General features: G+C 37.8%; 26 protein-coding genes. 25 read left to right on the top strand and 1 reads right to left on the bottom strand.

Features of this window, described 5'->3' with window-relative positions:
- Positions 1-33: 33 nt before the first annotated feature.
- The 9 genes from sleB (at position 34) to fni (ending at position 7,140) form a co-directional block, all read left to right on the top strand.
- The gene (sleB, locus tag ACK3CR_RS21190) at positions 34-1,005 is read left to right on the top strand and encodes a spore cortex-lytic enzyme (RefSeq protein ID WP_243517954.1); all 972 of its coding nucleotides are present in this window, start codon (positions 34-36) and stop codon (positions 1,003-1,005) included.
- Positions 1,006-1,018: 13 nt separating this feature from the next.
- Positions 1,019-2,365 carry a germination protein YpeB gene (ypeB, locus tag ACK3CR_RS21185; protein WP_243517957.1) on the top strand — a complete coding sequence of 449 codons (1,347 nt, stop codon included), beginning with the start codon at positions 1,019-1,021 and terminating at the stop codon, positions 2,363-2,365.
- Between the two features lie 122 nt (positions 2,366-2,487).
- Positions 2,488-2,961 (top strand): flagellar brake protein, encoded by a 474-nt coding sequence (locus ACK3CR_RS21180; RefSeq protein ID WP_243517959.1) that lies wholly within the window; start codon positions 2,488-2,490, stop codon positions 2,959-2,961.
- Positions 2,897-3,145: a PilZ domain-containing protein gene (locus ACK3CR_RS21175; RefSeq protein ID WP_410914112.1), complete on the top strand. Its 249-nt coding sequence runs from the start codon at positions 2,897-2,899 to the stop codon at positions 3,143-3,145. Before ACK3CR_RS21180 ends, ACK3CR_RS21175 begins: the two co-directional genes overlap by 65 nt.
- Before the next feature lie 70 nt (positions 3,146-3,215).
- Entirely contained in the window at positions 3,216-3,392 is a 177-nt protein-coding gene (locus ACK3CR_RS21170; protein WP_158512826.1) for a YpfB family protein, read from the top strand.
- Between the two features lie 130 nt (positions 3,393-3,522).
- A complete protein-coding gene (cmk, locus tag ACK3CR_RS21165; protein WP_243517961.1) occupies positions 3,523-4,203 on the top strand; it encodes a (d)CMP kinase in 681 nt (226 codons plus the stop codon).
- Entirely contained in the window at positions 4,200-4,781 is a 582-nt protein-coding gene (locus ACK3CR_RS21160) for a lysophospholipid acyltransferase family protein (protein ID WP_243517965.1), read from the top strand. The genes cmk and ACK3CR_RS21160 overlap by 4 nt, the downstream gene beginning before the upstream one ends.
- A gap of 142 nt (positions 4,782-4,923) precedes the next feature.
- Positions 4,924-6,069 carry a 30S ribosomal protein S1 gene (rpsA, locus tag ACK3CR_RS21155; RefSeq protein WP_113749155.1) on the top strand — a complete coding sequence of 382 codons (1,146 nt, stop codon included), beginning with the start codon at positions 4,924-4,926 and terminating at the stop codon, positions 6,067-6,069.
- On the top strand, positions 6,070-7,140 hold the full coding sequence (gene fni, locus ACK3CR_RS21150; RefSeq protein ID WP_276517229.1) for a type 2 isopentenyl-diphosphate Delta-isomerase: 1,071 nt from the start codon (positions 6,070-6,072) through the stop codon (positions 7,138-7,140).
- A 42-nt stretch (positions 7,141-7,182) separates the two neighbouring features.
- On the opposite strand, the gene ACK3CR_RS21145 is transcribed toward fni, so the two are convergent.
- Positions 7,183-7,317 (bottom strand): YpzI family protein, encoded by a 135-nt coding sequence (locus tag ACK3CR_RS21145; RefSeq protein WP_019391668.1) that lies wholly within the window; start codon positions 7,315-7,317, stop codon positions 7,183-7,185.
- A gap of 103 nt (positions 7,318-7,420) precedes the next feature.
- On the opposite strand from ACK3CR_RS21145, the gene ACK3CR_RS21140 reads away from it, so the two are divergent.
- From ACK3CR_RS21140 to aroB, 16 genes are all read left to right on the top strand, one after another.
- Positions 7,421-8,023: a YphA family membrane protein gene (locus tag ACK3CR_RS21140; protein ID WP_328122319.1), complete on the top strand. Its 603-nt coding sequence runs from the start codon at positions 7,421-7,423 to the stop codon at positions 8,021-8,023.
- A gap of 188 nt (positions 8,024-8,211) precedes the next feature.
- Positions 8,212-9,522: a ribosome biogenesis GTPase Der gene (gene der / locus ACK3CR_RS21135; RefSeq protein WP_243517972.1), complete on the top strand. Its 1,311-nt coding sequence runs from the start codon at positions 8,212-8,214 to the stop codon at positions 9,520-9,522.
- A 20-nt stretch (positions 9,523-9,542) separates the two neighbouring features.
- A complete protein-coding gene (locus ACK3CR_RS21130; RefSeq protein ID WP_243517974.1) occupies positions 9,543-10,583 on the top strand; it encodes an NAD(P)H-dependent glycerol-3-phosphate dehydrogenase in 1,041 nt (346 codons plus the stop codon).
- Positions 10,584-10,764: 181 nt separating this feature from the next.
- The gene (locus ACK3CR_RS21125) at positions 10,765-10,968 is read left to right on the top strand and encodes a DUF2768 domain-containing protein (RefSeq protein WP_061801835.1); all 204 of its coding nucleotides are present in this window, start codon (positions 10,765-10,767) and stop codon (positions 10,966-10,968) included.
- A gap of 40 nt (positions 10,969-11,008) precedes the next feature.
- Positions 11,009-11,719: a hypothetical protein gene (locus tag ACK3CR_RS21120; RefSeq protein ID WP_243517976.1), complete on the top strand. Its 711-nt coding sequence runs from the start codon at positions 11,009-11,011 to the stop codon at positions 11,717-11,719.
- Between the two features lie 181 nt (positions 11,720-11,900).
- Positions 11,901-13,379, top strand: coding sequence for a stage IV sporulation protein A (gene spoIVA / locus ACK3CR_RS21115; RefSeq protein WP_019391674.1), 1,479 nt, complete (start codon positions 11,901-11,903; stop codon positions 13,377-13,379).
- A gap of 380 nt (positions 13,380-13,759) precedes the next feature.
- Complete coding sequence (locus ACK3CR_RS21110; protein ID WP_019391675.1) at positions 13,760-14,032, top strand: HU family DNA-binding protein; 273 nt, start codon at positions 13,760-13,762, stop codon at positions 14,030-14,032.
- 203 nt (positions 14,033-14,235) lie between these two features.
- Positions 14,236-14,808: a GTP cyclohydrolase I FolE gene (folE, locus tag ACK3CR_RS21105; RefSeq protein WP_040056722.1), complete on the top strand. Its 573-nt coding sequence runs from the start codon at positions 14,236-14,238 to the stop codon at positions 14,806-14,808.
- Positions 14,809-14,829: 21 nt separating this feature from the next.
- A complete protein-coding gene (mtrB, locus tag ACK3CR_RS21100) occupies positions 14,830-15,054 on the top strand; it encodes a trp RNA-binding attenuation protein MtrB (RefSeq protein ID WP_243517979.1) in 225 nt (74 codons plus the stop codon).
- A 260-nt stretch (positions 15,055-15,314) separates the two neighbouring features.
- Positions 15,315-16,121 (top strand): heptaprenyl diphosphate synthase component 1, encoded by an 807-nt coding sequence (locus ACK3CR_RS21095; RefSeq protein WP_243517982.1) that lies wholly within the window; start codon positions 15,315-15,317, stop codon positions 16,119-16,121.
- On the top strand, positions 16,108-16,809 hold the full coding sequence (locus ACK3CR_RS21090) for a demethylmenaquinone methyltransferase (RefSeq protein ID WP_243517985.1): 702 nt from the start codon (positions 16,108-16,110) through the stop codon (positions 16,807-16,809). Before ACK3CR_RS21095 ends, ACK3CR_RS21090 begins: the two co-directional genes overlap by 14 nt.
- A 46-nt stretch (positions 16,810-16,855) precedes the next feature.
- Positions 16,856-17,818, top strand: coding sequence for a heptaprenyl diphosphate synthase component II (hepT, locus tag ACK3CR_RS21085; RefSeq protein WP_243517988.1), 963 nt, complete (start codon positions 16,856-16,858; stop codon positions 17,816-17,818).
- 96 nt (positions 17,819-17,914) lie between these two features.
- Positions 17,915-18,367, top strand: coding sequence for a nucleoside-diphosphate kinase (gene ndk / locus ACK3CR_RS21080; RefSeq protein ID WP_243517990.1), 453 nt, complete (start codon positions 17,915-17,917; stop codon positions 18,365-18,367).
- Positions 18,368-18,437: 70 nt separating this feature from the next.
- Complete coding sequence (locus ACK3CR_RS21075; RefSeq protein WP_243517994.1) at positions 18,438-19,208, top strand: CheR family methyltransferase; 771 nt, start codon at positions 18,438-18,440, stop codon at positions 19,206-19,208.
- Between the two features lie 166 nt (positions 19,209-19,374).
- Positions 19,375-20,547, top strand: coding sequence for a chorismate synthase (gene aroC, locus ACK3CR_RS21070; RefSeq protein WP_243517997.1), 1,173 nt, complete (start codon positions 19,375-19,377; stop codon positions 20,545-20,547).
- A complete protein-coding gene (aroB, locus tag ACK3CR_RS21065) occupies positions 20,547-21,620 on the top strand; it encodes a 3-dehydroquinate synthase (RefSeq protein ID WP_410914103.1) in 1,074 nt (357 codons plus the stop codon). Before aroC ends, aroB begins: the two co-directional genes overlap by 1 nt.
- Positions 21,621-21,673: the final 53 nt, after the last annotated feature.

The following is a 21,673-nucleotide window of genomic DNA, read 5'->3' as shown; positions in this document are numbered from 1 at the left end:
TCATCAATCAGGTATGATTTAGGAGGGTATAGGATGATTCGGTTTCGTAAAGTAAGGAATATTTTATTTGTACTATTCATATGTCAATGGGTCTTTATTCCAACTTTTTCTGACAAAAATGTAGCCAAAGCCTTTTCAAATCAAGTAATTCAGCATGGAGCTGTTGGTAATGATGTAATAGAGCTACAGTCAAGGTTGCAATATGTAGGCTTTTATACTGGACCAATTGATGGAGTATTTGGATGGAGAACGTACTGGGCATCAAGAAACTTTCAGTATGAATTTGGAATGAAAGTAGATGGATTAGTAGGGCCTGAAATGAAGAGAAAACTTGTTGCTGCAACAAAGTACCATGAAGGATATGTAAAAGAGCAAATCCGAAAAGGGCGAGATTTTTCGCACTATGGAAATGTGCCGCTTGATCAACAGACCAAAAAAGGAAGCAGTGGATCAAAAGGAGGCGGACAGGCTGGCGGAGGCTCTACAAAAGGTGGAACGTCTAAAGGAAACGCAAATAACGCTGGGCAAAAAGGAAGTGGTGGAGCTAATGGAAATCAGCCATCCGCTGGTGGAAACCAAGGGACACAGCAATCTGCTACAAAAACAGGAAACTCTAATAAACCACAAGCAGCAAATGTTCCTGATGGGTATTCACAAAATGACATTAATTTGATGGCCAATGCTGTCTACGGAGAAGCTCGAGGTGAGCCATATATCGGTCAAGTTGCTGTTGCAGCTGTTATTATCAACCGTACGGAAAGCCCGTCGTTCCCTGATACACCAGCAGGCGTCATTTTTGAACCTGGGGCCTTTACAGCGGTTGCTGATGGTCAAATTTGGCTTACTCCAAACCAAACGGCTAAGAATGCGGTTCTAGATGCTTTAAACGGCATGGACCCAACAGGAAACGCAGAATATTATTTTAATCCAGATACTGCTACAAGTGCATGGATATGGTCAAGACCGCAAATTAAGAAAATAGGGAAACATATATTCTGTAGATAAAGAGGTGAGCAATATGTTACGAACAATATTGATTTGTATCCTTTCTATTGGGATTATAGGTGTTGGGTATTGGGGGTACCAAGAACATAAAGAAAAAACAGCAGTTCTTTTGCAAGCGGAAAATAACTACCAAAGAGCTTTCCATGATTTAACATATGATATGAGCTTATTGAATGACAAAATGGGTTCAACGCTTGCTATGAGCTCAAGAGATCAGCTTTCCCCGGCATTAACGGAAGTTTGGCGTGTAACATCTGAAGCACATAGTAACGTTGGACAGCTTCCTTTAACACTTGTTCCTTTCAATAAAACAGAAGAGTTTCTTTCAAATGTTAGCGATTTTTCGTACCGAGTTGGCGTACGTGATTTAGATAAAAACCCGTTAACAGATGAGGAGTACGGAAGACTAGAAGAGCTTTATAAACAGTCCACAGATATTCAGCAAGATTTACGGAAAGTACAAAATTTAGTATTAGAAGATAATCTTCGCTGGATGGACGTCGAAATGGCGCTTGCCACAAACGATGCTCAAGCTGACAACACAATTATTGATGGTTTGAAGACAGTTGAAAAGAGAGCTGGAGAATATTCAGAGACTGACTTTGGTCCAACAAATGCAAGCAGTGAAGAGGGAAATAAAAACTTCTCAAAACTAAAAGGAAAAGAAATTGATGAGAATGAAGCAAAGAAAGTTGCACGCTCGTTCCTCGAATTAGACAAAAATGCAAAGATTGATGTAACGAAAAATGGAAATGGAGCAAACTATAAATTTTACAGCCTACGTATTCAAGAGCCTGGAAAAGAACAAGAAACAAATATGGATATTACGAAAAAAGGTGGTTATCCAATTTGGGCTATTCGCCATGTTGACGTAGATAAGCAAAATATCAGCTTGAATACAGCAATGAATAAAGCGATGAAATTTTTAAAAGATCAAAGATTTGAAAGTCTTGTGGCATCTGATAGTGCTCAATATGATAATGTAGGAGTTTTTACATTTGTAGAAGAGAGACAAGGAGTTCGTATTTATCCAGATGCTGTGAAAATTAAAGTTTCACTTGGAGATGGAAGTATTGTCGGGTTTTCAGCAGCAGATTTCTTAGCTGCACACCATGACCGTGAAATTCCAAAGCCTGCTCTTAACGCTGATGAAGCTAAAAAGAAAATTAATGAAAATGTACTCATCCAAGAAGAAAGACTTGCGATTATTCAAAATGATCTTGGTGAAGAAGTACTGTGCTATGAGTTTTTAGGAACCATTAATAAAGACACATACCGTATTTTTATTAATGCTGAAAATGGAAATGAAGAAAATGTGAAGAAAATGGATAACACAGAACCAATTTATAATGGTGTTTAGAAGAGAAAGGGATTCCCTTTCTCTTTTTTTTGTTCATGTTTTAATAATAATTAGTAAAATATAGTGGATTATCCTGTTATATGAAAAAGGAACGGTGACAAGTAGAGAGGAAGAGAGTGTTTATGGAGCTGAAGGTTGGAACATCGTTGAGGTTAGAAGAAGTAAACGGAGAAGGAAAGCACTATTGCAAAGTTGTTGAGGAAGGAGAAGGATATATTTATATTGATTATCCTATTCATCAAGCAACTAAAAAGAGTGCCTTTCTTCTTATGCATACAAGGTTAAAAGCTTATTTTGTAGAGGAGAATGGAGTGACATACCATTTTTCAACGGAAGTTGTTGGGCGTATAAAAAAGGAAATTCCTATGATACAGCTTTATTATAAAGGAAAAGAAAGCTTAGTTAAATACCAGCGACGTGAGTATGTCCGCGTTGATGCAACACTTCCTGCAGCTCTTCACTCTCTAGATGGAGCATTTGAGCCTTTTACAACAATAACGAAAAACATCAGCGCAAGCGGAGCTCTTTTAGCTGTTAAAGAAAAAGGAGTTTTTTTTTCAAAAGGGAGATACAATAAACGTTTGGCTCGTTTTTGAGGTATCTGATCAATATTATCATATACAAACTGAAGCGGAGATTGTTAATATTTTGCCCTCTCATATAGAAAAGCAGCATAATGTCGGGGTGAAGTTTTTAACGCTTGGAGTTAAAGAGCAAGAGGCACTTATTCGATACACGCTGGAAGTACAGAGAGAACTAAAGAGAAAAGGTCTTCTTTAGAATAAAACAAAAATGATTGCCCCATAATGGATAAAGAAATAACTTTTATAGCTTAATGGAGTGATCATAGTTGAAAAAAGTAGAACGGGTTCTTTTTAAGCTTCTTATTATCCAGCTCTTTTGTTTACTGTTTTCTCAGGCTCTTCTGCGGGTCGAAGCTATTAGCCCATATATTTCAAAAATTCCTCAATACGAAGGTGTAACAAAAGAGAATATCACAAAAATTGTGGAAACGTTCGACCAGTAAGGGAACGTATGATAAGATAAAGAGAGAGTAAACAAGATACTCAAGGAAAGCATGCAGGAGTGGAAATCCCTGCTTTTTTTTCGTTCACATATGCACGAATTGAAATTTTAAAATACCTAGAGGAGGACGCATGGAAAAGCACATTTCAATTGCGATTGATGGACCAGCGGCTGCAGGAAAAAGCACTGTTGCTAAAATCGTCGCTACTAACTTATCTTATATTTATGTTGATACGGGGGCAATGTATAGAGCCCTAACTTATGAGGCGCAAAGAACAAAAGTAAATCTTCAAAACGAACAAGCCCTAATAGATCTTTTATACACGTTAGATATTACATTAAAACCTTCTCCGCAAGGTCAACTTATCTTCATTAATGGAGAAGATGTAACAGAACAAATCCGTACAAATGAAGTAACAAAAGAAGTATCCATCGTTGCAAAACATGGAGAAGTTCGTAAAGAAATGGTTGACCGCCAACGCAAGTTAGCAAAAGACGGTGGAGTTGTAATGGACGGACGCGATATTGGGACACATGTTCTTCCACACGCAGAAGTAAAAGTTTTCTTACTTGCTTCAGTAGAAAAAAGAGCGTATAGACGCTATGAAGAAAACAAACTGAAGGGATTTGATTCAGATTTAGAACAGCTTAAGCTTGATATTGCCAAGCGTGACAAGCTTGATTCTGAACGAGAAGTTTCTCCACTTCGAAAAGCAGAAGATGCAGTAGAAATTGATACAACTTCATTAACAATCGAAGAAGTGGTAGCTAAGATTCTTGACCTTGCTGACGAAAGGATTAATGTCTCATGAGCATTTACGGTTTTGCACGTGGGGTAGTAAAGTCCGTTTTGACCCCGCTATTTCGAGTGGAAATAATCGGTAAAGAAAATATTCCAAAAGATGCAGGCGTAATTGTTTGTTCAAACCATATTTCAAATTTTGATCCTCCTGTTGTAGGCATGACGTTTCCTCGTCCTGTCTACTTCATGGCTAAAGCAGAGCTTTTTAAAGTTCCTGTTTTGAAAACGTTACTGCCAAAAATCTACGCTTTTCCTGTTAAAAGAGGGCTTAGCGATCGAGACGCGCTCCGCAAAGGAATTTCTATTTTAAAAGAAGGGGGAGCGCTTGGTCTGTTTCCAGAGGGATCACGCAGTAAAGATGGAAAGCTCGGGAAAGGGATGGCAGGTGTCGGCTTTTTTGCTCTTCGTTCAAATGCGGTTATTGTTCCATGTGCCGTTATTGGTCCTTATAAACCGTTTAAGAAACTACAGGTTGTATATGGTAAACCAATCGATGTGACCGAGATGAAAAAAGAGCGAGCCTCTTCTGAAGAAGTAACGGAAGTTGTAATGAAAGAAATCGGTCTTCTGCTCGATAAATATCAATAACATTTAAGGCTTAACACTTGACAAAAAGGGTATATTTATTAGAAGTTAGAAAAAAGAGGATTTCTCGTAGACTAGCGAGAAGACAGTATAAATTCAAACTTTTAAATAAGTAAGTTGTTGGTCAACTAAGGAGGTTAAGGCAATGGTAGAAGATATGAATAGTGTAGAAATTAACAACCTAGAAGTGGGTGCAACAGTTACTGGAACCGTTTCAAAAGTAGAAGAAAAGCAAGTTTTTGTAGAAGTTGAAAACAGCAAAGTAGATGGCATCATTCCAATTAGTGAGCTGTCAAGCTTACATATTGAAAAAGCGGAAGATGTGATCGAAGTTGGCGCGAAAATTGAGGCAAAGATTCTTAAAGTAGAAGATGAAGCTTTAATTTTATCAAAACGTGCTGTTGATGCAGATAAAGCATGGAACGATTTAGAAGAAAAATTAGAATCAAAAGAAGTGTTTGACGTTGAAGTAAAAGACATTGTCAAAGGTGGCCTTGTTGTTGATATCGGCGTGCGAGGCTTTATTCCAGCTTCTTTAGTAGAAACCTATTTTGTAGAAGACTTTGAAGATTATAAAGGAAAAACGATGAGCGTAAAAGTGATGGAGCTTGATCGCGAGAAAAACCGCGTTATTCTCTCACATCGTGCTGTTGTAGAAGAGCAGGAAGTAGCGAAAAAGCAAGAGCTTCTTCATTCTCTTGAAGAAGGGCAAGTTCTTGAGGGGACAGTACAACGCTTAACAGATTTTGGCGCGTTTGTAGATATCGGTGGCGTTGACGGCCTTGTACACATTTCACAGCTTTCACATACTCATGTTGAAAAACCATCTGATGTTGTTACAGAAGGTGATAAAGTAAACGTTAAAGTATTGTCTGTTGATAAAGAAAATTCTCGTATTTCACTTTCTATTAAGGATACGCTTGAAGGGCCTTGGTCAAACATTAGTGACCGTATCAAACAAGGAGATGTTTTAGAAGGAAAAGTGAATCGCCTTGTTTCCTTTGGAGCGTTTGTAGAAGTTGAGCCTGGTGTAGAAGGTCTTGTTCATATCTCTCATATTTCCAACCAGCATATCGGTACGCCCCATGAAGTTTTATCAGAAGGCGAAGCTGTTAAGGTGAAAGTTTTAGATGTGAACGAGAATGAAAGACGTTTGTCACTAAGCATCCGTGAACTTGAAGAAGGAAAAGGTGCACAAAAAGAAGACTATAGTCAGTATGAGAAAAAAGAAGAATCAACAGGTTTCCAACTTGGAGAAATGATTGGAGATCAGCTAAAAAAACTGAGATAAATGGTGATGATTGTGAGCAGAGCACAACGAAAGATTGATCATATTAACCATGCTCTTTCAACAGGGCAAGAACGAACACATGGGTTTGAAGATATAAGATTTGTTCACAATAGTTTACCGAATACATCTGTTGATGAAATTGATATTTCTACAAAAATTGGCGAGCTTTTCTTAAGTTCGCCAATTTTTATCAATGCGATGACAGGTGGCGGCGGACGTGAAACAGAACAAATAAATGGAAGTTTAGCAAAAGCAGCTGCCGAAACGGGTGTTGCCATGGCTGTTGGTTCCCAAATGGCGGCAATTAAAAATAGCGAGGAAGCGGCAACATACGAAGTGGTAAGACGCTGTAATCCGAAGGGTATTATTCTTGCTAACCTTGGAAGTGAAGCTACAGTAGAACAAGCAAAAAGAGCTGTTGAGATGATTGATGCCGATGCTTTTCAGATTCATCTTAACGTTATTCAAGAGCTTGTCATGCCAGAAGGCGATCGGAATTTTAAGCAAGCACTTGAACGAATCGAACGAATCGTGGAAGAAGTTGGCGTTCCTGTTGTCGTAAAAGAAGTAGGATTTGGAATGAGCCATGAAACAGTTGAAAAACTTTCAAATGTTGGTGTTTCCATTGTAGATGTAAGTGGATACGGGGGAACAAACTTCTCCAAAATTGAAAATGAACGACGCGACCGTCACTACGAATTTTTTAATAGTTGGGGAATTACAACAGCAGCATCTTTAATAGAAGTAAACAATAAACATCCATACATATCCACAATTGGTTCAGGTGGAATTCAATCTGCTGTAGATGCCGTGAAAGCGCTAAGTATTGGTGCGAATGCGGTAGGAATGGCAGGGACGCTCCTTCGAGTTCTAAGAGATAAAGGAATGGAAGGTCTTTTAGAAGAACTTTGGACAATTCAAGACGAAATGAAAATTATTATGGCTGCTCTTGGTTGCCGAACTGTGGAGGAACTAAAAAAGGTTCCGCTCGTTATTAGCGGTGATACACATCATTGGCTATCTTCACGTGGAATTGATTTAAACAAATACGGAACTCGAACGAAGATGTAAGCAACAAAGGAGGCTTGAGTATGATGATACTCAAGCCTTTTTTTAGCGTTTATTAATTTGTCTTGCTTCTTCAGGGCTTTGCATATGGGTTGCTCCCTTGTAATGAAGACCCTGATCACGGTCAGACTCCACACGTTTAGACTCTCGTAGCTTTTTTTCTTGACGGTCTTTTCCCATTGTTACCCCTCCTTTAGTAAGTTAGGATTCCCGCTCAGTTTTCTTCCTATACGATTATTTTGAATGGTTTTTACACATAATGGAGATGTTGGGAGGTTAGTGGATGGATGTCCTTTATTTTTATTGGTTCTCATGGATATGGTGGGTTTTACTTGCTTTTTTTATGGAAAAAACAAAGGAAAGAACATATTTAAGTGCTCTTATTTTACTGTTGCTTATTTTTTCTACAACGTTTATTTCTTTTGAGATTTGGGAGGTTAATGTAGCGTATCTTGTTTTATTCACAAGTTCTTTCATTCCTTACAAAAATCAAACAAACTATATGATAAGCTGGATATACACACTCATAATTGCTCTATTTTATGGCGGTTTTTATTTGTTTGCTCTTTATGACCCAGTTTGGATCATTGGAGATTACTTATGGCTTCTGAGCGCTTGTATGTTCCTCATTACATGCGTTGTCGTTGCCCCACATCGAGCGAGGCAGTGGCACTTTATTAATGGAGCTTGTATAGGAGAAGCGCTTCTCTCCATTGTGCTAGGAAAGATAGGGATAAAACCTGAAGTCGGGAATGAAGCGTTTTTAAGCTTAGTAGCTGCTGTGACACTTGCCCTTTTTTTATGGGAGAGCATGAAAAAAGCATTTTATTATATTAGTTTTGTTCGTTTAAAGGAAAGACCATCTTCCTTTTTCAAAAAAGGGTAGTTGTTCATAATGATGGTTTTTGATAAAATAACAAGGTTAAAAACCCTTATTAAATAAAAGGGTCCTTTATTTTTTAAAACGGAACATTTGAAAAATGAAATGAGACAAATTTGAAATAAAAAATCATAGCGATGGTTAAAAGAAAAAGTATCGCGTTTAGATGATGAACAAATGAAGGAGACAAAGTTATGGCAAAACCAGTTATTGCAATTGTAGGTCGTCCAAACGTCGGAAAATCGACTATTTTTAATCGTATTGTCGGTGAGCGTGTGTCGATTGTAGAAGACGTTCCAGGAGTAACAAGAGACCGTATTTATAGTTCTGCTGAATGGCTGAACAAAGACTTTAATATTATTGATACAGGTGGAATTGAGCTTAGCGATGAGCCATTTATGACGCAAATTCGTCAGCAAGCTGAACTTGCAATGGATGAAGCGGATGTTATTATTTTCCTAACAAACGGTCGTGAAGGCATTACAGCAGCTGATGAAGAAGTAGCTAAAATTTTATATCGTACGAAAACTCCAGTTGTACTTGGCGTTAACAAAATTGATAATCCACAAATGAAAGAGCTTATTTATGATTTTTATTCTCTTGGTTTTGGAGAACCATTCCCAATTTCAGGTTCACATGGATTAGGACTTGGAGATTTGCTTGATGAGGCTGCTCGTCATTTTCCGAACGATGAAGACGAAGAATACGGCGATGAAGTTATTAAGTTTTCATTAATTGGTCGTCCAAATGTAGGAAAATCTTCACTTGTGAATGCCATTTTAGGAGAAGAGCGTGTTATTGTAAGTAATATCGCAGGTACAACACGTGATGCAATTGACAGCAAACTTACAAAAGATGATCAAGAATACGTAATTATTGATACAGCTGGAATGCGAAAGAAAGGAAAAGTATATGAAAGTACCGAAAAATATAGTGTACTTCGTGCTTTAAGAGCAATTGAACGCTCTGACGTTGTTCTTGTTGTGTTAGATGGAGAAGAAGGCATTATTGAACAAGATAAACGTGTCGCAGGCTATGCACATGAAGCAGGTAAAGCTATTATTATTGTTGTGAACAAATGGGATGCAGTTGAGAAAGATGAAAAAACAATGAAGGAATTTGAAGAGAAAGTGCGTGATCACTTCCAATTCTTAAGCTATGCACCAATTGTATTCTTATCAGCGAAAACGAAAAAGCGCGTTCATACTCTTTTACCTGTTGTTCAAACAGCAAGTGAAAATCACGCAATGCGCGTTCAAACAAACGTATTGAACGACATTATTATGGATGCTGTGGCGATGAACCCAACGCCAACGCATAACGGAAAACGATTAAAGATTTTTTATGCAACACAAGTTGCGGTTAAGCCGCCGTCATTTGTTGTATTTGTAAATGAACCAGAGCTAATGCATTTCTCATATCAGCGTTTCTTAGAAAATAAAATTCGCGAAGCATTTGGCTTTGAAGGAACGCCAATTCGTATTTTTGCACGACAACGAAACTAGAGAGTGGAGGCGTGGGAAAATTGTCAAATATTGCAGTTTTAGGAGCAGGAAGCTGGGGAACAGCTCTTGCTATCGTTTTAGCAGATAATGGACATCATGTTCGTTTATGGGGGCATCGTGAGGCAACAGTAAAGGAAATTAACGAATGTCACACAAACGAAAAGTATTTGCCTGGAGTTATTCTTCCTGAAAACATCTATGGAGAAGCTTCATTGGAGAAAGCTATTGAAGGGTTAGATACAATTATTTTAGCCGTTCCAACAAAAGCAATTCGAGAAGTATGTCAAAGCATTAAATTAACAAACGGTATGTATACGATTGTTCACGTCAGCAAAGGTATTGAACCTGACACACATATGCGTATTTCTGAAATGATTGAAGAAGAGTTTGGGAATCATTCGGCACTTAAAGATGTTGTTGTATTATCAGGTCCAAGTCATGCTGAAGAAGTGAGCCAGAAACAGCCAACAACTGTAACCGTTTCTTCTACAAATATGGAAGAAGCAGAAAGAATTCAAGATTTATTCATTAATGACCAATATTTTCGCGTTTACACAAATTCGGATGTTGTAGGAGTAGAAATTGGCGGAGCGCTGAAAAATATTATCGCCCTTGGTGCTGGAATTAGCGATGGCCTTGGCTATGGAGATAACGCAAAAGCTGCTCTTATTACAAGAGGACTAGCCGAAATTTCTCGCTTAGGTTGCGCGATGGGAGCTAACCCGCTGACGTTTTCTGGATTAACTGGAATCGGAGATTTAATTGTTACGTGTACAAGCGTACATTCTAGAAACTGGCGTGCTGGCAATTTGCTTGGCAAAGGGCAAAGCTTGCAATCTGTATTGGATAATATGGGAATGGTTGTGGAAGGCGTACGTACTGCCAAAGCAGCTTACCAGCTCTCCTCAAAGCTTGGCGTACAAATGCCGATAACAGAGGCTATTTATAACATTTTGTTCAATGACGTTGATGCGAAGAGTGCTGTTGACGGCCTTATGGGGAGAACAAAAACGCATGAAATGGAAGATTTAACGAATATTTTAGATGATAGAGGTATCTAATAGGAGATAGAAAGAAATCTCTATTATTCACTTTTGTTTTCGAGACAAAAAGCCTTGGACAACAATATGTTGTCCAAGGCTTTTTTACTTTTTGTAATAGAAACTAAAAAATTAAAGGTGTATGAAAAAAAAACAAGAACTATATAGTTAAAGTATTAAGAAGGAAAAGGAGCTGAAAAGAATGTCAGAAGGATTGATGAAAATGTGGATTGCCTTTGGAGCAATTGCTTTTATGTTCTTTTCCGTATTCTTTATTTACGTGAGTAGATTTAAGCTTAAAAGAAAATTTTTGAAAGGGCTTACTGCTACTTTTGCATATCTTTTCATGGTTATAGCAGGTCTTATTATTATGCTTGTTGTATTCAGCGGACCTGTCCAAAAGTAATGTATTTGCTTACATAATAGGTGATAAGGTAGGTTTTTTCATGAAAAAGGCTAGCTCTCTTTTATGCATTCTCTTTCTATTAACAGGCTGTTTATATCCTGAAGAAAGATTAAAAGAAAACAAAGTTCCATATGAGGCCCAGCTTAATGCTGTTCAGACGGCTGTTGATCAATTTCGAGAAGATAAGGGAGGCATTGTTCCTATTAAGACAAGAGATATGAAAACGCCTTTATATCAGAAGTATCCTATAGACTTTAACAAGCTTATCCCTGCTTATCTTGAAGACGTGCCGGGAAACTCTTATGAAGCAGGAGGAGTATATTCTTATGTGCTTGTTTCTCCTGAAGAAAATCCAACAGTAAAACTAATTGATGTTTCTGTGTCCCAAAAAATCCATGATATTCACATTCGATTAGATGCTTATAGACAGAAGTATGGCTCTCCTCCATATGCACAAGAAGCAGGAGGTGGATTTTATACGCTTGATTACAAAAAACTCGGATATGAGCATAAAATCACCGTGCAAAGTCCCTACAGTGGTCAAACACTGCCCGTATTAGTCAACGGAAAAGCTGAGCTTTTTGTAGATTACTCGGAAGATTTGTATCGAGCATTGAAGAAGACAGAAAAAAGCTATAAAAAAGGAGATGATATAAGAGAGGTTCTTGTTGAAAACTCTCCTTTTGTACCTGTTTTTTCCCCCTCTTATACTTTGAACAATAAGGGAGAACCTCTAATTCTCCAAAATTAAGTCATGAACCTCTTCTCTTCGAATACATATTGAAGGGAAGGGGTTTTTAACCTTTTTCATATAAAAGGATAGACAAATCTTTTTCTTTTAAGCTAGTCATATTTTAATAGGACAACATCATAAGTATATAGTGTTCTAGGCATTATATAGGTTATGAACTCATAGATCGGAGGGGGATCTTTTGGAAAAGGTTGATGTTTTCAAAGATATCGCGGAACGTACAGGTGGAGATATTTATCTCGGAGTCGTTGGGGCTGTAAGAACAGGGAAATCAACATTTATTAAAAAATTTATGGAACTTGTTGTACTTCCAAACATGGCGGATGAAGGTGAGAGAGCTCGTGCGCAAGATGAACTGCCGCAAAGTGCAGCAGGGAAGACAATCATGACAACTGAGCCCAAATTTGTTCCGAATCAAGCTGTAAATGTGGAAGTTGACGAAGGGCTGGATGTAAATATTCGCCTTGTTGACTGTGTAGGATATACGGTTCCAGGAGCAAAGGGATATGAAGATGAAAATGGGCCGAGAATGATTAATACACCATGGTATGAAGAACCAATTCCATTTCACGAAGCTGCGGAAATTGGAACGAGAAAAGTCATTCAAGAACACTCTACAATCGGCGTTGTTATTGCAACAGATGGAACGATTGGTGAGATACCTCGAGCTGACTATATTGAAGCAGAAGAGCGCGTTATTGCGGAGCTGAAAGAAGTAGGGAAACCATTTATTATGGTCATTAACTCTGTGCAGCCATTTCATCCTGATACAGAGAAGCTTCGTCAAAATCTAATTGAAAAATATGATATTCCAGTGCTTGCTATGAGCGTTGAAAGCATGAGAGATCAAGACGTACACAATGTGCTACGTGAAGCACTTTTCGAGTTCCCAGTGCTCGAAGTAAACGTGAATCTACCAAGCTGGGTTATGGTATTAAAAGATGAACATTGGCTCCGTGAAAACTATCAAGAAGCTGTTCAAGAAACCGTCAAAGATATTAAGAGACTTCGTGATGTTGATCGAGTTGTTGACTTGTTTTCAGAGTATGAGTTCATTGATGAAGCAAGATTAGCAGGGATTGATATGGGGCAAGGGATTGCTGAAATTGACCTTTTTGCGCCAGATGACTTGTATGATCAAATCTTAAAAGAAGTTGTTGGCGTAGAAATCAGAGGGCGTGATCATCTTCTTGAGCTTATGCAGGAATTTGCTCATGCTAAAGTCGAGTACGACCAAGTTTCAGATGCCCTTCGAATGGTGAAGCAAACAGGCTACGGAATTGCGGCACCTTCACTTGCGGATATGAGTCTTGATGAACCTGAAATTACAAGACATGGTTCTCGCTTTGGTGTACGTTTGAAAGCAGTAGCTCCATCTATTCATATGATTAAAGTAGATGTAGAGTCTGAATTTTCTCCTATTATTGGAACTGAAAAGCAAAGTGAAGAGCTTGTTCGCTACCTTATGCAAGACTTTGAGGATGATCCGCTCTCAATTTGGAACTCAGACATTTTCGGCCGCTCTTTAAGCTCCATTGTGAGAGAGGGGATCCAAGCAAAGCTTTCTCTAATGCCAGAAAATGCGCGTTACAAGCTTAAGGAGACGCTTGAACGGATTATTAACGAAGGTTCTGGTGGCTTGATTGCGATTATTTTATAAACTAACAAAAAAGAGAGGATATCCTCTCTTTTTTGCGTTGATTTAATAAGAATCTCTTAAAATGAGCTAAGTCTTTTGGATTATTCATAGAGAAAACCTAGCATTGTTCATAACTTTTCGCTTGATTACCAATATACGATATGTTAATCTTTTAAAAGACATAGCGAGCAAGATATGCCTAAGCCAATGGAACATGTTGTGAAACCATTGCATTTTATTAACGAATCCTTTATGATGTAGGCATATTAGCGAAACAAGAGGATTCGAACGTATAAAGTTTGAGTAATATGTAAAGAAATGAAATAAGGACTAGGAATGTTACGATATCTCTTGCAAGGGATCGATGGATTCATTATCCTTTTTGGGAGGAGGTGAATAGCGTGAATAAGACAGATTTAATCAATGCAGTTGCAGAAGCTAGCGAGCTTTCAAAGAAGGATGCTACAAAAGCAGTTGATGCTGTTTTTGATACAATTCTAGATGCGTTAAAAGAAGGTGACAAAGTTCAACTGATTGGCTTTGGTAACTTTGAAGTACGTGAGCGCGCTGCTCGTAAAGGTCGTAATCCACAAACTGGGGATGAGATTGAAATTCCAGCGAGCAAAGTACCAGCGTTCAAACCAGGTAAAGCTCTTAAAGATGCTGTTAAATAAACATTACATATTAACAAGAGCTTAGAAAGGTCGCTTAATAGGCGACCTTTCTTTTTTGCCTTTGGGTGTTCCGTATGCTAGAATTTTGTTTGGAATTATCTCTTTATCCTCTTAAAACCAACTTTGCTTCTATAAAGCAAAGTTTATGATAAATATGAATGACGACTGAACGTCATTGACCGAATATAATGGAGGCTAGTTTTATGTCAGAACAGAATGTTAACAAAGAACAAATTGAGCATGCGGTTCGGCTCATTTTAGAAGCAATTGGAGAAGATCCAAACAGAGAAGGACTACTTGATACACCAAAGCGCGTTGCGAAAATGTATGAAGAAGTTTTTTCTGGACTAAAAGAAGATCCAAAAGAACATTTCAAAACAATTTTTGGTGAAGATCATGAAGAGCTTGTACTTGTCAAAGATATTCCGTTTTACTCTATGTGTGAACATCATCTTGTTCCTTTCTATGGAAAAGCTCATATCGCTTATATCCCGCGTGGAGGAAGAGTGACAGGTCTTAGCAAGCTTGCTCGTGCTGTTGAAGCAGTTGCAAAACGTCCTCAGCTTCAAGAACGCATCACCTCAACAATCGCAAACTCAATTGTTGAATCATTAGATCCACACGGTGTTATGGTCGTTGTCGAAGCAGAACATATGTGCATGACGATGCGCGGTGTGAAGAAGCCAGGCTCAAAAACGGTTACTTCAGCTGTAAGAGGTATACTTGAATCAGATGCAGCTGCTCGTGCTGAAGTGCTATCATTAATTAAATCGTAAAGAGTGAGAGGAGCTAAGAGTATGTCAAAACCAGCGGAATATATTGTTATTAAAGCAGAGGAAGATGGAGTAAACGTAATTGGATTAACAAGAGGATCTGATACGAGATTTCATCATTCAGAAAAACTGGATAAAGGTGAAGTTATGATTGCTCAGTTTACAGAGCATACGTCAGCTATTAAAGTTCGTGGAAAAGCGATTATCCAGTCTCAACATGGAGAAGTGGAATCAGAGACGAAAAAGTAAGCTCATATGATGTCTCAAGCAAGCGTAAGTCTGTTTAAAAAAGTAGAATATTTCCTAGACTAGAATTAGGAATAAATGCAAAGATGAGCAGGAAGTTTCCTGCTTTTCTTTATATATACTATCTATTTTCTGAAAACGAGAACGTTTGAAAAGCATTGTGAAATTAACCGTTTTTTTACGAAAAACTTGTGTTATAATTGACGTTGTCTATTTTGAACGATTATCGAAAAGAATAATGAATAATGAAAGGGAGACAAAGGGTGATTGATGTGTCCAACATCTTGGAATTTATAGAGGACGTAAAAGAGCAGCTTACAAATAAGTTACAACATAAATACATGAAGAACATAATTTCAACTCCGAGCATTGATGAAGATAAGCTGTTGCTTTTATGTTCTTTTCTAGAGCCGTTTTCAACAGCGGAAAAGCCGTTGCATGCACATGCTGTGTCCGTTATGCTTGTGCAAATTGCATTGGACACCCATGACTTAGTCTCCACTCAAAAAATCCCTAGCGAAACTGCGCCTGAAAAAGAACGACAGCTAACAGTAATCGCTGGAGATTATTATAGCGGTTTGTACTATTTTCTGCTTTCTCAAGCAGGTGACATTACGTTTATTCAGCGTCTTGCTACAGCAATTAAAAAAACCAATATATCAAAGATGTTTTTATATAGAAATGAAGTCAAAACGCTAGAAGAGATGATTGATCACTTCACATTAATTGAAACTGCTGTATTTACAGCTCTAACGGAATATTTTGAGCAGCCGAAATGGACAAAGCTCTTTTTAAATGTCTTATTAACAAAGCGCTTTTCATATGAGAAGCAATGCTTACTGAATGATGAAAAAACGCTTTTTACAGACACGTTTAAAAAATATATGAAAAGAAATTCGATTAATAAGCGTGAAGGAATAGCAATGCTCGATTCCTATATAGAAACAAATCGAAACGCTCTTATTGATGGAGACGAGCTTACAAAAAGTGAGGAAATGAAAAAATATATAAAATCACTTTTAATTCATGAAACGAGTATGGGAAGAAGGGTAAACGATGCGAGAATCTAAAGAAGAACGCGTTCATAAAGTATTCGAAAACATCTCAGAACACTATGATCAAATGAACTCGGTCATTAGTTTTCGTCAACATAAGCTATGGCGAAAAGATACGATGAAACGCATGAATGTAAAAAAAGGATCTCGTTCTTTAGATGTTTGTTGTGGCACAGCGGATTGGACGCTTGCTATGGCTGAAGCTGTCGGAGAACAAGGGGAAGCAATAGGTCTTGACTTTAGTCAAAATATGCTTTCAATTGGTGAGAAGAAAGTAAAAGCTTCTCCGTATACTAACGTTTCTCTTATTCATGGTAACGCAATGGAGCTACCTTTTGAGGATAATAGCTTTGACTATGTCACAATTGGCTTTGGTCTCAGAAACGTTCCTGACTATTTACAAGTATTGAAAGAAATGCACCGTGTATTGAAGCCAGGGGGCAAAGCAGTTTGTTTAGAAACATCTCAGCCAACGTTAATGGGGTATCGCCAGCTTTATTACTTTTATTTTAAGCGGATTATGCCGCTCTTTGGAAAGTTGTTCGCTAAAAGCTACGAAGAATATTCATGGCTTCAAGAATCAGCAAAAGATTTTCCAGATCGTCGCGCCCTCAAGCGTTTATTTGAAGAAGCGGGGTTTGAGAAAATCAATGTCAAAGCGTATGCAGGCGGAGCTGCTGCAATGCATATGGGGATTAAATAACATCATCAACGCTATTTCGATGAAATTTGTTTAAAAGGTGAAAAGAATGAAATTACAAATGATATATGCCTTTTTACATGGAGATATTTCTCGAATTGAAAAAGAGCTAGAAGAAGCCATTGAAAAAGAAAACACGTCCATTATTTCAGAGGCTTCTCTTCAGCTTTTACAAGCAGGAGGAAAACGAATTCGTCCTGTTTTTGTATTGCTAGGAGCAAAGTTTGGCGACTATGATATCGAAAATATCAAGAATGTAGCTATGGCACTTGAACTTATTCATATGGCATCTCTTGTTCACGATGACGTTGTTGATGATTCAGACGTACGTCGCGGGCAGCCTACAATTAAAGCCAAATGGGATAATCGAATTGCAATGTATACAGGGGACTATATTCTTGGGCGCTCTTTGGAATTAATGACGAAGATCCCGGATGTTGAAGCTCATAAAGTGCTCTCACATGCTATTGTAGAAGTGTGTTTAGGCGAGATTGAGCAAATTAAAGATAAGTATGATTTAGAGCAAAATGTTCGAACTTATTTTCGCCGCATTAAGCGAAAAACAGCTCTACTTATCGCTGTTAGCTGTCAGTTAGGAGCTATTGCAGCAGGAGCTGACAAAAATATTCATGAGCGCTTGTACTGGTTTGGTTATTATGTTGGCATGTCTTTTCAAATTACGGACGATATTTTAGACTTTACTTCCTCCGAAAAACAGCTTGGAAAGCCGGCAGGAAGCGATTTACTCCAAGGAAACATTACGCTCCCTATGTTTTATGCTTTAGAAATGCCTGGAATGAAAGAACAGGTTGAAAAGCTTTTTGCAGGGGAACATGACCGCATTACAGCTATAATTAAGGACGTGAAAAGATCAGGATCCATTGAGAAAGCAACAAAAGTTAGCGACCTGTATCTTGATAAAGCATTAGCCGTTCTTGATGAACTTCCGCCAAGTAAAGCGAAAAACACATATAACCGAATTGCAAAGTTTATCGGAAAAAGAAAATTCTAATAACTTCTCCACCCTACTGTTGTAAAAATTCTGAATTAGTGATATTATTCACTTGTGATGTTTGCGTTTTCATAAAGTACATAAAGGGTGGAGATTATGGAAAAGACATTTATTATGGTAAAACCTGATGGAGTACAGCGTAATATTGTTGGCGATGTTGTCACACGTTTTGAAAAAAAGGGTTTCCAATTAGTTGGAGCAAAACTTATGAATGTGTCAGAAGACTTAGCTAAAGAACATTATAAAGAACATAAAGAGAAGCCGTTTTTTGGAGAACTTGTTGACTTTATTACATCTTCCCCTGTTTTTGCGATGGTTTGGGAAGGCGAAAATGCTGTAACAGTTGCTAGAAAGATGCTAGGAAAAACAAATCCTGCTGAAGCAGAGGTTGGCACAATTCGAGGAGATTACGGCTTGCAGGTTGCTAAAAATGTTGTTCATGGTTCAGATTCAAATGAAAGCGCTACACGAGAAATCTCGCTGTTTTTTGAAGAAAGCGAGCTTGTTAATTATACGAAACTAATAAATGATTGGGTGTATGAAGGCTAGCATTATGCTAGCTTTTTTTATATTCTAAGAGATATGAAGCTAATTTGGTAAAGAAGTAAGGATGAATAATGTGAATGACTACGAGCAGTTTATATCAAACATCAAAAAGAAAACAGGGATTGATTTATCACTATACAAAGAAGCCCAAATGAAAAGACGGCTAACATCCCTTTATCAGAAACGTCACGCTTCTTCTTTTATGGATTTTTATAGAGCATTATGTGAGAAAGACGAGCTTTTACAAGAGTTCCTCGATCGTTTTACAATCAATTTTTCTGAATTTTATCGAAATAGAAGCAAATGGATGGAACTTGAGGAGCAAATTTTAGTACCTATGCTTAAGAAAAAGCACTCCTTGAAAATTTGGAGTGCAGCATGTTCGACAGGTGAAGAGCCATATACAATTGCAATGATTTTAGCTCAGTTTTTACCATTAAAAAGTATTCGTATTTTAGCAACAGACATTGATGAAACAGTGTTAAAGAAAGCGAGAAAAGGTGTTTATGGAGAGAGAGAGCTACAAGACCTCCCCCTACATATGAAAACAAAGTATTTTACATATAGCGAAGGACTTTATTATATTAGCGAAGACATTAAAAACACAGTTGTATTTAAAAAACATGATCTTCTTCAAGATCCTTTTCAAAACAACTATGATCTTATTGTTTGTCGAAATGTTTTTATTTATTTTACAAATGTAGCAAAGCATGCTCTGTATGAGAAGATGAGTCAATCTTTAAAAAAAGGAGGAGTTTTGTTTGTCGGAAGCACTGAACAAATCTTTAATACGAGCTCTTATGGGTTAACGTGTTCCCTGCCCTTTTTTTATCGAAAAGAATAAAGAAAAAAGACAGACTACAGCTTGAAAATCATTAATAATTTTAAATTGAAAATACTTTAGAGCTTAAAAGCGTTAAAGTTTACGTTCCACAATCCAAATTTTTGTGTTATAGTCATACACAACAGAAAATTTTTTATTAAACAAACATAATAGACGGAGGAGTAAGATGAGATACTTAACTGCTGGAGAGTCGCATGGACCCCAACTAACTACAATTCTAGAAGGAGTGCCTTCAAATCTTCCATTGAAGGCTGAAGATATCAATGAAGACTTAGCACGTCGTCAAAAAGGCTATGGCCGCGGACGAAGAATGCAGATTGAAACAGATGAAGTAGAGATTTTAAGTGGTGTTCGTCACGCTTCAACGCTAGGATCTCCGATAACGCTTGTTGTTGAAAACAACGACTGGAAGCATTGGACTAAAATTATGGGCATTGAAGAAATTTCAGAAGAAGAGAAGGAAGAAGTAAAACGAAAAATTACGCGTCCACGTCCAGGACATGCTGACCTTATTGGTGGAATGAAATATGGTCACCGTGATTTACGTAATGTTCTTGAACGTTCTTCTGCTCGTGAAACAACAGTACGTGTTGCAGCTGGAGCTGTAGCGAAAAAGATTTTAAGTGAATTAGGTATTAATGTTGCATCACACGTTCTAGAAATCGGCGGAGTTCGAGCAAATCCTCCTCAATATAAAAATTTAAATGAACTGAAAGATCGTACAAATGAATCTCCTGTGCGCTGCTTTGATCAAAGTGTAGAGCAGGAAATGATGAGTGCTATTGATAGTGCAAAAGAAAACGGAGATTCTATTGGTGGAATCGTTGAAGTAATTATTGAAGGTCTTCCACCAGGTGTTGGAAGCTACGTTCAATACGATCGAAAACTGGATTCTAAAATCGCTGCAGCGATTGTTAGCATTAACGCATTTAAAGGCGTTGAGTTTGGAATTGGTTTCGAAGCAGCTCGTTTGCCTGGAAGCAAAGTTCACGATGAAATTCTTTGGAATGAAGAAGAAGGATATACAAGAGGAAGCAACAATTTAGGTGGTCTAGAAGGCGGAATGACGACTGGAATGCCTCTTGTTGTACGAGGCGTAATGAAGCCAATCCCGACGCTTTATAAGCCATTGCAAAGCGTTGACATTGATACGAAAGAGCCTTTTTCAGCAAGCATTGAACGTTCAGATAGCTGCGCAGTTCCAGCAGCAAGTGTTGTAGCAGAAGCTGTTGTAGCATGGGAAGTAGCAAATGCAATTGTAGAGCAATTTGGTCATGACCGTATGGATCTTATTAAAGAAAATATTGAGCGCTTAAAAAGCTATGCAGGAGAATTTTAATGGAATCCCTGCAGATAAAAACAGCGTCTAAAAAGTATCCCGTTTATTTTGGTGAACGTATATTAGAAAACTTACACAGCATCATTGAAGATGTATGCCCCTCAGTTTCTAACATCCTTGTTATCTCAGATGAAACGGTTTATAAACATCATGGCAAGGCGCTGATGAAAGAGCTTCCTAATCAAGCTCTTTCGTATATTTTGCCAAGTGGAGAAGGAGCAAAATCATTTGAGCATTTTTATAATGTTCAAACATTTGCTCTTGAACATGGTCTTGATCGTCAATCACTCATTATCGCATTTGGCGGCGGAGTTGTTGGTGACTTAGCTGGATTTGTGGCTGCAACATATATGCGTGGCATTCCATTTATTCAAGTTCCAACAACACTGCTTGCACACGATAGCGCAGTTGGTGGAAAAGTAGCGATTAACCATGAGCTTGGCAAAAATATGATTGGTGCTTTTCATCAGCCAGAAGCTGTTTTTTATGATATTTCACTTTTAGAAACGCTGAGTGAAAAAGAATGGCGTTCAGGGTTTGCAGAAGTGATTAAACATGCGCTTATTTATTCTACGACTTTCTATGATTGGTTGAAATCTAGTGTGTCTACTTTTGAAGATTTAAAAGGAGAAACGCTTATTCAGTCTATTAAAGAAGGGATAAAGGTAAAAGCTGAAATTGTAGCTAACGATGAGAAAGAAACGGGTATTCGCGCCTTTTTGAATTTTGGTCATACGCTAGGGCATGCAATTGAAGCAGAGCTTGGATATGGGGAGATTACTCATGGAGAAGCTGTTGTAATTGGGATGTGCTTTGCTTTCGAAATTGGAAAAGAGCTTATTGATACAACATTTTCTCTTGAAGAATTTAAAGAGTGGCTACATAAGCTTGGATATCGTACAGATATTCCACAAGGGTTGGATAAGAACAATCTTGTAGCTAAGATGAAAGCTGATAAAAAGGCACAGCATGGCCAAATTAACATGGTTCTTTTAAAGGAAATTGGAGAACCTTTATTAATGAAAGTTGATGAGAAGACCATTTTATCTCTCTTGTCTGAGACTTTAAAATAGAGTTTTAATGGTTGACAGCAAATATTCTAGGTATTAGAATGTTCTGTAAGTTA

This window comes from Priestia sp. TRM10 (assembly GCF_057808375.1).
Note: the sequence above shows the minus strand (reverse complement) of the source record. Positions and strands in the feature narration are given on the sequence as shown.

What these genes read in the sequence shown, in the direction of transcription:
- sleB (WP_243517954.1), top strand. Translation starts at nt 34, where the DNA reads ATGATTCGGTTTCGTAAAGTAAGGAATATTTTATTTGTACTATTCATA.
- ypeB (WP_243517957.1), top strand. Translation starts at nt 1,019, where the DNA reads ATGTTACGAACAATATTGATTTGTATCCTTTCTATTGGGATTATAGGT.
- ACK3CR_RS21180 (WP_243517959.1), top strand. Translation starts at nt 2,488, where the DNA reads ATGGAGCTGAAGGTTGGAACATCGTTGAGGTTAGAAGAAGTAAACGGA.
- cmk (WP_243517961.1), top strand. Translation starts at nt 3,523, where the DNA reads ATGGAAAAGCACATTTCAATTGCGATTGATGGACCAGCGGCTGCAGGA.
- ACK3CR_RS21160 (WP_243517965.1), top strand. Translation starts at nt 4,200, where the DNA reads ATGAGCATTTACGGTTTTGCACGTGGGGTAGTAAAGTCCGTTTTGACC.
- rpsA (WP_113749155.1), top strand. Translation starts at nt 4,924, where the DNA reads ATGGTAGAAGATATGAATAGTGTAGAAATTAACAACCTAGAAGTGGGT.
- fni (WP_276517229.1), top strand. Translation starts at nt 6,070, where the DNA reads ATGGTGATGATTGTGAGCAGAGCACAACGAAAGATTGATCATATTAAC.
- ACK3CR_RS21145 (WP_019391668.1), bottom strand. Translation starts at nt 7,317, where the DNA reads ATGGGAAAAGACCGTCAAGAAAAAAAGCTACGAGAGTCTAAACGTGTG.
- ACK3CR_RS21140 (WP_328122319.1), top strand. Translation starts at nt 7,421, where the DNA reads ATGGATGTCCTTTATTTTTATTGGTTCTCATGGATATGGTGGGTTTTA.
- der (WP_243517972.1), top strand. Translation starts at nt 8,212, where the DNA reads ATGGCAAAACCAGTTATTGCAATTGTAGGTCGTCCAAACGTCGGAAAA.
- ACK3CR_RS21125 (WP_061801835.1), top strand. Translation starts at nt 10,765, where the DNA reads ATGTCAGAAGGATTGATGAAAATGTGGATTGCCTTTGGAGCAATTGCT.
- ACK3CR_RS21120 (WP_243517976.1), top strand. Translation starts at nt 11,009, where the DNA reads ATGAAAAAGGCTAGCTCTCTTTTATGCATTCTCTTTCTATTAACAGGC.
- folE (WP_040056722.1), top strand. Translation starts at nt 14,236, where the DNA reads ATGTCAGAACAGAATGTTAACAAAGAACAAATTGAGCATGCGGTTCGG.
- mtrB (WP_243517979.1), top strand. Translation starts at nt 14,830, where the DNA reads ATGTCAAAACCAGCGGAATATATTGTTATTAAAGCAGAGGAAGATGGA.
- ACK3CR_RS21090 (WP_243517985.1), top strand. Translation starts at nt 16,108, where the DNA reads ATGCGAGAATCTAAAGAAGAACGCGTTCATAAAGTATTCGAAAACATC.
- hepT (WP_243517988.1), top strand. Translation starts at nt 16,856, where the DNA reads ATGAAATTACAAATGATATATGCCTTTTTACATGGAGATATTTCTCGA.
- ndk (WP_243517990.1), top strand. Translation starts at nt 17,915, where the DNA reads ATGGAAAAGACATTTATTATGGTAAAACCTGATGGAGTACAGCGTAAT.
- aroC (WP_243517997.1), top strand. Translation starts at nt 19,375, where the DNA reads ATGAGATACTTAACTGCTGGAGAGTCGCATGGACCCCAACTAACTACA.
- aroB (WP_410914103.1), top strand. Translation starts at nt 20,547, where the DNA reads ATGGAATCCCTGCAGATAAAAACAGCGTCTAAAAAGTATCCCGTTTAT.